General features: G+C 74.1%; 9 protein-coding genes. 6 read left to right on the top strand and 3 right to left on the bottom strand.

All coding sequences use genetic code 11. From position 1 onward, the window contains the following. The first annotated feature begins 57 nt into the window (after positions 1-57). Positions 58-993, top strand: coding sequence for a pseudouridine-5'-phosphate glycosidase (locus V6U81_RS06705; RefSeq protein ID WP_334485527.1), 936 nt, complete (start codon positions 58-60; stop codon positions 991-993). After that, positions 990-1,889 carry a carbohydrate kinase family protein gene (locus tag V6U81_RS06710; RefSeq protein WP_334485529.1) on the top strand — a complete coding sequence of 300 codons (900 nt, stop codon included), beginning with the start codon at positions 990-992 and terminating at the stop codon, positions 1,887-1,889. Before V6U81_RS06705 ends, V6U81_RS06710 begins: the two co-directional genes overlap by 4 nt. Before the next feature lie 45 nt (positions 1,890-1,934). Here V6U81_RS06710 and V6U81_RS06715 read toward each other — a convergent pair whose 3' ends face one another. Beyond that, positions 1,935-2,291: a DUF3099 domain-containing protein gene (locus V6U81_RS06715; protein ID WP_334485567.1), complete on the bottom strand. Its 357-nt coding sequence runs from the start codon at positions 2,289-2,291 to the stop codon at positions 1,935-1,937. A gap of 106 nt (positions 2,292-2,397) precedes the next feature. Here V6U81_RS06715 and V6U81_RS06720 point away from each other — a divergent pair, with 106 nt between their 5' ends. Further along, positions 2,398-2,685, top strand: a complete 288-nt coding sequence (locus V6U81_RS06720; protein WP_334485531.1) for a hypothetical protein — start codon at positions 2,398-2,400, stop codon at positions 2,683-2,685. Then, positions 2,682-3,008 carry a CopG family antitoxin gene (locus V6U81_RS06725; RefSeq protein ID WP_334485533.1) on the top strand — a complete coding sequence of 109 codons (327 nt, stop codon included), beginning with the start codon at positions 2,682-2,684 and terminating at the stop codon, positions 3,006-3,008. The genes V6U81_RS06720 and V6U81_RS06725 overlap by 4 nt, the downstream gene beginning before the upstream one ends. 31 nt (positions 3,009-3,039) lie before the next feature. Here the strand turns inward: V6U81_RS06725 and V6U81_RS06730 are convergent, their stop codons facing one another. Next, entirely contained in the window at positions 3,040-4,266 is a 1,227-nt protein-coding gene (locus tag V6U81_RS06730) for a low temperature requirement protein A (protein ID WP_334485535.1), read from the bottom strand. A 27-nt stretch (positions 4,267-4,293) separates the two neighbouring features. Beyond that, a complete protein-coding gene (locus V6U81_RS06735; RefSeq protein ID WP_334485537.1) occupies positions 4,294-4,869 on the bottom strand; it encodes an HhH-GPD-type base excision DNA repair protein in 576 nt (191 codons plus the stop codon). Between the two features lie 138 nt (positions 4,870-5,007). On the opposite strand from V6U81_RS06735, the gene V6U81_RS06740 reads away from it, so the two are divergent. Both V6U81_RS06740 and V6U81_RS06745 read left to right on the top strand, forming a co-directional pair. Further along, a complete protein-coding gene (locus tag V6U81_RS06740; protein WP_334485539.1) occupies positions 5,008-6,066 on the top strand; it encodes an iron ABC transporter substrate-binding protein in 1,059 nt (352 codons plus the stop codon). Between the two features lie 71 nt (positions 6,067-6,137). Beyond that, positions 6,138-6,951 (top strand): ABC transporter permease (locus tag V6U81_RS06745; RefSeq protein ID WP_334485569.1); only part of this gene is annotated, 814 nt, incomplete at its 3' end.

Consider the following 6,951-nt stretch of genomic DNA (forward strand, 5'->3'; position numbering starts at 1 on the left):
TCGGGCGGGCCGGGTCCACCGCAGCCCTGCCCGACGGCGGGACGTACGGTAACCGAGGTGACCAACTTTCACATCCGTCCCGGCGCCGAGGTCGCCGACGCCCTCCGCGACGGCCGTCCCGTCGTCGCCCTGGAGAGCACCATCGTCTCGCACGGCCTGCCCCGACCCGACAACCTGCGGGTGGCCCGCGAGATCGAGCAGACGGTACGCGCCGCGGGCGCCGTCCCGGCCACCATCGGCATGGTCGGCGGCGAGCTCGTCGTCGGCCTGGACGACGCCGAGCTGACCCGGCTCGCCACGGTCGACGGGGTGAGCAAGCTCTCCGTCCGCGACCTGGCCGTGGCCGCCGCGACCGGCGCGGACGGCGCCACCACGGTCGCCGCGACCAGCGCGGTGGCCGCCGCCGCCGGGATCGGGGTCTTCGCCACCGGTGGGCTCGGCGGGGTGCACCGGGAGGCGGCGCAGACCTTCGACGAGTCGGCCGACCTGGTCACCCTGGCCCGGACGCCGATCGCGGTGGTCTGCGCCGGGGTCAAGTCGATCCTCGACGTGGGCGCCACCCTGGAGCGGCTGGAGACCCTCGGGGTCGGCGTGGTCGGCTACCGCACCCGCCGCTTCCCCGGCTTCTATCTCAGCGACGCCGGCTTCGACCTGGACTGGTCGGTGGACACCGCGGAGCAGGTGGCGGACGTGCTGGCCGCCCGGGAGCAGCAGGGCGTGCACGGCGGCGGGCTGATCGTGGCCAATCCGCTCCCGGTCGACGAGCAGCTCGACCCGGAGCTGCACGACCGGACCCTCGCGGCCGGGCTGGCCCTGCTGGCCCGCGACGGGGTGACCGGCAAGGCGGTGACGCCGTTCCTGCTGGCCCACTTCCACTCGGCCACCGAGGGGGCGAGCCTGGCGGTGAACGTGCGGATCATCCTGCGCAACGCCGACCTGGCGGCCCGGATCGCGGTCGCGGCGGCCGCCCGACGTACCGACCGGCCGGCATGACCGCGCCGTCCCGGCTGATCGTCGTCGGTGATCTGATCACCGACGTGGTGGCGGTGCTGGCCGGGCCGCTGGCCACCGGCTCGGACACCCCGGCGACCATCCAGGTCTGCGGCGGCGGTCAGGCCGCCAACACCGCCGCCTGGATCGCCGCGCAGAAGGTGCCCGTGACCTTGGTCGGCGCGGTCGGCGACGACGGCGCGGCCGGCGACCGGGTGGCCGAGCTGGAACGCGCCGGCGTGGACTGCGTGGTCGAGCGGCATCCGGGGACCACCACCGGCACCGTGATCGTGCTCGCCACCGACGGGGAACGGACGATGGTCACCGAGCGGGGCGCCAACCTGCGACTGACCGCCGGGCACGTCGAGCGGGCCGTCGCGGCGGCGCCCGACGCGACCCATCTGCACCTGTCCGCGTACCCCCTGCTGGACGCCGCGTCGCGACCGGCCGGGCTGCGGGCGCTCGCCGTGGCGCGCGAGCGCGGGCTCACCACCAGCGTCGACGCGGCCTCCGCGGCGCCGCTGCGGCGGGCCGGCGCGGCGGCCTTCCTGTCCTGGGTACGCGACGTCGACCTGCTGCTGGTCAACGCCGATGAGGCGGCCGTGCTGGCCGGTGGGCTGGACCCGGCGGCGCAGGCGCGGGCGCTGTCGGCCTCGGCGCGGCGGGTGGTGGTCAAGCGCGGCGAGGCCGGCGCGATCTGGGTGGACCGGAGCGCGACGGTCGGGGTGGCGCCGCGGCGGCGGGTGGCGGTGGTGGACGTCACCGGCGCCGGTGACGCGTTCGCGGCGGGGCTGCTGACGGCCTGGGTCGCCGGGGCCGACCCGCGGGCGGCGCTGACCCGGGCGGGTGACCTGGGGGCGCTGGCGGTCTCGACGGTGGGCGCCCGACCGGCGGGCTGAGCGGACGTCGGCCGGGAGCCCACAGCTCCCGGCCAACGGGGCCGGTCAGGGTTCGGCGTCGATGACCTTGTGCGGGCGCTCCTCGGCGGTGAGGCTCATCGGCGGTGACTCGTCCCGGGCGCGCGGCTGGAACCGGCCGGAGAGCCGGTGCTCTTCCTTGGGCGGACGGTCGTTGGCCAGCAGCACGGCTAGCCAGGGGATGAGGATCATGCCGAGGCCGACCATGGGCAGCCAGAGCCAGAGCAGGGGAGCCTTCGTGCCAACCAGGATCGCGCCGACGATCACGCAGGCCACCCGAATGCCCATCATCAGCACGTAACGCTTCTGCCGGCTGGTGAGCTGGTCGTCCTGGCTGCGCGAGGCGTCGGTGATCAGAATCGGCTCGTACGCCTGACGCTTCACCACGGACCTCCTCGAGGGGATTGCCCCCATCCTGTCACTGCTCGGGTGTGATCAGCGAGAATCGACGCGTACCGGTGACGTGTTACATACGTGGTACGCTGCGCGCGTGGGCAGCCGTTTCAGCTTCACCGACGAGGCGTTGGGCAACCTGCGGGTCTACGACGTCACGCCCGGGGAAGTCTGGGAGGCCCTGCACAGCACCCGTCGGGTGATCCGGCACCTGGGCGACGACGTGATGGTCGTCTACGCCGCGAACCGTCGCGGCCGACGGCTGGCCGTGCTGCTCGCCGAGGCGGACGGCATCGACCACGACTGGGACATCCTCTCCGCCCGCGAGCTGAGCGACGTCGAGGCCAAGCGCTACGACGAGGCCGTACGGAGAACACGCCGATGAGGAGGCGACCGGCGATGAACCACGACGAGGCGACCAAGCGGTTCCACGGCGACGACTCGCTCGCCGAGCTGATCGACGAGAGTCAGCCGCTGGAGCTGCCCACCCCCGACACCGACGTGCCGATGGTCAGCCGTTCGGTGCGGCTGCCCCTGGAGACCTACGAGCGGGTCCGCGCCGCGGCCGAGGCGCGGGGCATCGGCGTCACCACGCTGATGCGGCAGTGGATCGAGGCCGGCCTGGCCGACCTGGACGACTCCGCCACCGTCTCGCTCGCCGACGTGCGCCGGGCGCTGGCCTCGCTCTCCCGCCCGACGGCCGCCTGACCGAGCCGGCCGGCCCCGTGCACCCGCCGGGCTACAGCGGCGAGGCCGGCTGCTCGAGCGGGCGACCCCGGGCCCGCACCGCGTCGCCGACCGCGATCCCGGCGAGCACCACCGCGCTCAGCGCCAGCGCGGCGACCGGCGGCAGCCGCGACGACACCGGGACCAGCGCCAGCAGCAGCGCCACCCCGGCCACCCGGGTCCGGGAGATCCGGCCGAAGATCTCGTACTCGAAGCGGGCCCGGGCGGCGAGGAAGAGGGCGGGGCCACCCATCACGAAGAACGGCCACCCCTGCGCCGCCCGTCCGTACGGGTGGGCGATGACCAGCTCGTAGCCGACCCCGGTGAGCAGCACGCCGGCCACGATGACCAGGTGGGTCCAGCTGGCCGACTCGCCGAGCAGGCCCGGCCGGCGGGCCGCCCGGATCGCCTGCACCAGCACGTGCCCGGCCCGGTGGAAGTAGATCCGCCACAGCAGCGCCGTGGTCACGAAGGAGAGCGTGAACGCGAGCGCGCCCCCGGCGGAGTAGCCGCCGCCGCTGAAGGTCACCCCGATGACCAGGATGTTCTCGCCGAGCGCGATGATGAAGAACTGCTGGTACCGCTCGACCAGGTGCTCCCCCATTACCGCCCAGCCGGAGGCCCGCGCCGAACCGCGCCGGGGCAGTGGCCAGCCCAGCGCGAGCCCCGTGTAATCCCAGGCCAGCGCCGCCACCCAGAGCACCGGCCGCCACTCCGGCAGCAGCGCGCCGACCAGCCAGGGCACCGCTCCGACGGCGGTCCAGAACAGGATCCGGGCGGTGACCGAACGACGTGGGTGCCCGCGCAGGGCCAGGGTGAGGAAGAGCGGTCGGCCGACCTGGATCGCGACGTACCCCAGCGCGAACGGCAGCGCCCGCTCGGCGAACGCCCGGGGGATCGCGACGGCCATCACCAGGCTGGCGAACATCGAGGCGACCACCACGAACTGGATCGCCATCCGCTCCGGCTCGTACCGGCTGGTCACCCAGGCGGTCAGCGTCCAGACCATCCAGAGCGCGAGGAAGAGCACCACCGTCTGGGCGGTCTCGCGGAACACGTCGCGGCCGTGGGCCGTCAGGTCGTCGGTCAGTCGTTGCGAGACCCGGGTCAGCGCGAAGACGAAGACCAGGTCGAAGAAGAGCTCCAGGAAGGTGGCCCGGGGTGAGCTCATTCCGCCGCGTAGCAGCGCCCCGCCCCGCTCGTCCGCCATCGCCCGCCCGTCGCCGCTGTCGCGGATCACAACGAGCGGGCGTACGGCCGGGTTGCGTCAGCCCTTCGCGGCCTTCGCCGCCGCCTTCGCCGCCTGCTTGAACTCGCGGACCCGGCGCAGCGACTCCGGGTCGGTGATGTCGGCGACCGACCGGTACGCGGCGGCGTCGCCGTAGTCGCCGGCCGCCTCCCGCCAGCCGTCCGGGCGCACGTCGTAGCGCTTGCCGAGCAGGGCGACGAAGATCTGCGTTTTCTGCCTGCCGAAGCCGGGCAGGTCACCGACGCGGCGCAGCAGTTCCCGGCCGTCGGCCACGTCGGTCCAGAGGCCGGCGGCGTCGCCGTCGTACCGGTCGACCAGCGCCCGGCAGACCTCCTGGACCCGGCCCGCCATCGCCTTCGGAAACCGGTGCAGGGCCGGCGGGCGGGCGAAGACCTCGACCAGCGCCTCCGGGTCGTAGCCGGCCAGCTCGCGGGCATCGGGCTTGTGGCCCAGCCGCTGGGCCAGCACGTACGGCGAGGAGAACGCCTTCTCCATGGGGATCTGCTGGTCGAGCACCATGCCGATGAGCAGCGCCAGGGGGTTGCGCTCCAGCAGCCGGTTGGCCTCGGGGTCGATGGGCAGCGACAGCGTCATGGCCCCATCCTGCCCGGCGCCCCGCGTCCGGACGCGCCGACTCCCCGGGCCGGAACCCCACAGGTTCACTGAGGTTAGGCTGTGCTAACTTCTGTCCCGTCGACGGACGGCCGTCGACCGACGACAAGGAGCGCCGCCGTGCCCGTCCCCGCCCGCAGATCCCTCGCGGCCGTCACCGCCGCCGGCCTGCTCTCCCTCGGCCTGGTCGCCTGCGGCGCCGGCGAGGACGACGCCGCGGACCCGGGCAAGCCCGGCGACAAGACCATCACCGTCTACAGCGGCCGGAACGAGACCCTGGTCAAGCCGCTGCTGGAGAAGTTCACCCAGCAGACCGGGATCACCGTCAAGGCCCGGTACGCCACCACCGCCCAGCTCGCCGCCCAGCTGGTCGAGGAGGGCGGCAAGTCGCCGGCCGACACCTTCTTCGCCCAGGACGCCGGCGCCCTCGGCGCGGTCGCCAAGCGCGACATGTTCGCCCCGCTGCCCGCCGCCGACCTGGCGAAGGTGCCGCAGGCGTACCGGTCCGGCAAAGGCCAGTGGATCGGCGTCAGCGCCCGCTCCCGGGTGCTCGCCTACAACGCCGACACGGTGTCCGCCGCCGAGCTGCCGAAGTCGGTCTTCGACCTGACCGACCCGAAGTGGAAGGGCAAGATCGGCGTCGCCCCGACCAACGCCTCCTTCCAGGCGTTCGTCACGGCGATCCGGGTGCAGCACGGCGAGCAGAAGGCGAAGGACTTCCTCGCCGGGCTCAAGGCCAACGAGCCGCAGATCCGGGACAACAACGTCCGGATCGTCGAGGACGTGGACCGGGGCGCCATCCCGGTCGGCCTGGTGAACCACTACTACCTCGGCGAGGTGGCCAAGGAGAAGGGCACCACCCCGGACGGGCTCAAGGCCAAGCTGCACTTCTTCCCCGGCGGCGACACCGGCGCCCTGGTCAACGTCGCGGGCGTCGGGGTGCTCAAGCGCTCCGCCGAGGACCCGGACACGAAGGCCTTCGTGGACTTTCTGCTCAACCCCGAGTCGCAGCGGTACTTCGCCGAGCAGACCTTCGAGTACCCCGTGGTGGCCGGCGTCGCCGCCCCGGCCGGCGTCCCGCCACTGGCCGAGCTGGACGCCCCGGACATCGACCTCAACGACCTGGACACCCTGGACGCCACGATCACCCTGATCAAGGACTCGGGGCTCGTCCCCTGAGCATGACGACCACCACCCCCGACGTCGGGTCGGCCCCCCGCGGGCCGGCCCGCTTCGGCGTACCCGGGTCGGTGCGCCGGCTGGCCCCGCGCCCGGCGCTGCTCGCGGCCTCGACCGTCGCGGTCGCCGTGGCCCTGATCCCGCTGGTCTACCTCGCGGTCCGCACCGCCGAGGCGGGCGCTGACCGGATCGCCGCGGAACTGTGGACCGAGCGGGTCGGGCTGCTCGCCGTCCGCAGCCTCGGGCTGGCCGCCGTGGTCACCGTCTCCTGCGTGCTGCTCGGGGTGGGCGCCGCGTGGCTGGTCACCCGCACCGACCTGCCCGGCCGGCGGGTCTTCGCGGTGCTCGCCGCGCTGCCCCTGGCGGTGCCGACCTACATCGCCGCGTTCGCCTGGGTGTCCACCCTCGACCGGCTGGAGGGGTTCTGGCCGGCCGCCCTGGTGCTCACCCTCTGCTCGTACCCGTACGTCTTCCTGCCCGTCGCGGCCGCGCTGCGCGGCGCGGACCCGGCGCAGGAGGAGGTCTCCCGCTCGTTGGGGCGGGGTGGCTGGCGGACCTTCACCGACGTGACGTTGCGCCAGATCCGCCCGGCCACCGCCGCTGGGGCGCTGCTGGTCGCGCTATACGTGCTGGCCGACTTCGGCGCCGTCTCCATCCTGCGCGCCGACACCTTCACCCGGGCCATCTTCGTGGCCTTCGACCTGGGCTTCGACCGCACCGGCGCCCTGGTGCTCTCCAGCGTGCTGGTGGTGCTCACCGTGCTGCTGCTGTCCGGCGAGACCGCCACCCGCCGGCGCGGCGCCCGGTACGCCCGGCTCGGCGGCGCCCGCCGTCCCGCCGCCCGGGTACGGCTCGGCGCGGGCCGCTGGCCGGCGCTGGCCGCCA

It is taken from the genome of Micromonospora lacuserhaii (genome assembly GCF_036902735.1).
GTDB lineage: Bacteria > Actinomycetota > Actinomycetes > Mycobacteriales > Micromonosporaceae > Micromonospora.

Coding starts and splice junctions, on each gene's coding strand:
- V6U81_RS06725 (WP_334485533.1), top strand. CDS start 2,682: ATGAGGAGGCGACCGGCGATGAACCACGACGAGGCGACCAAGCGGTTC.
- V6U81_RS06735 (WP_334485537.1), bottom strand. CDS start 4,869: ATGACGCTGTCGCTGCCCATCGACCCCGAGGCCAACCGGCTGCTGGAG.
- V6U81_RS06710 (WP_334485529.1), top strand. CDS start 990: ATGACCGCGCCGTCCCGGCTGATCGTCGTCGGTGATCTGATCACCGAC.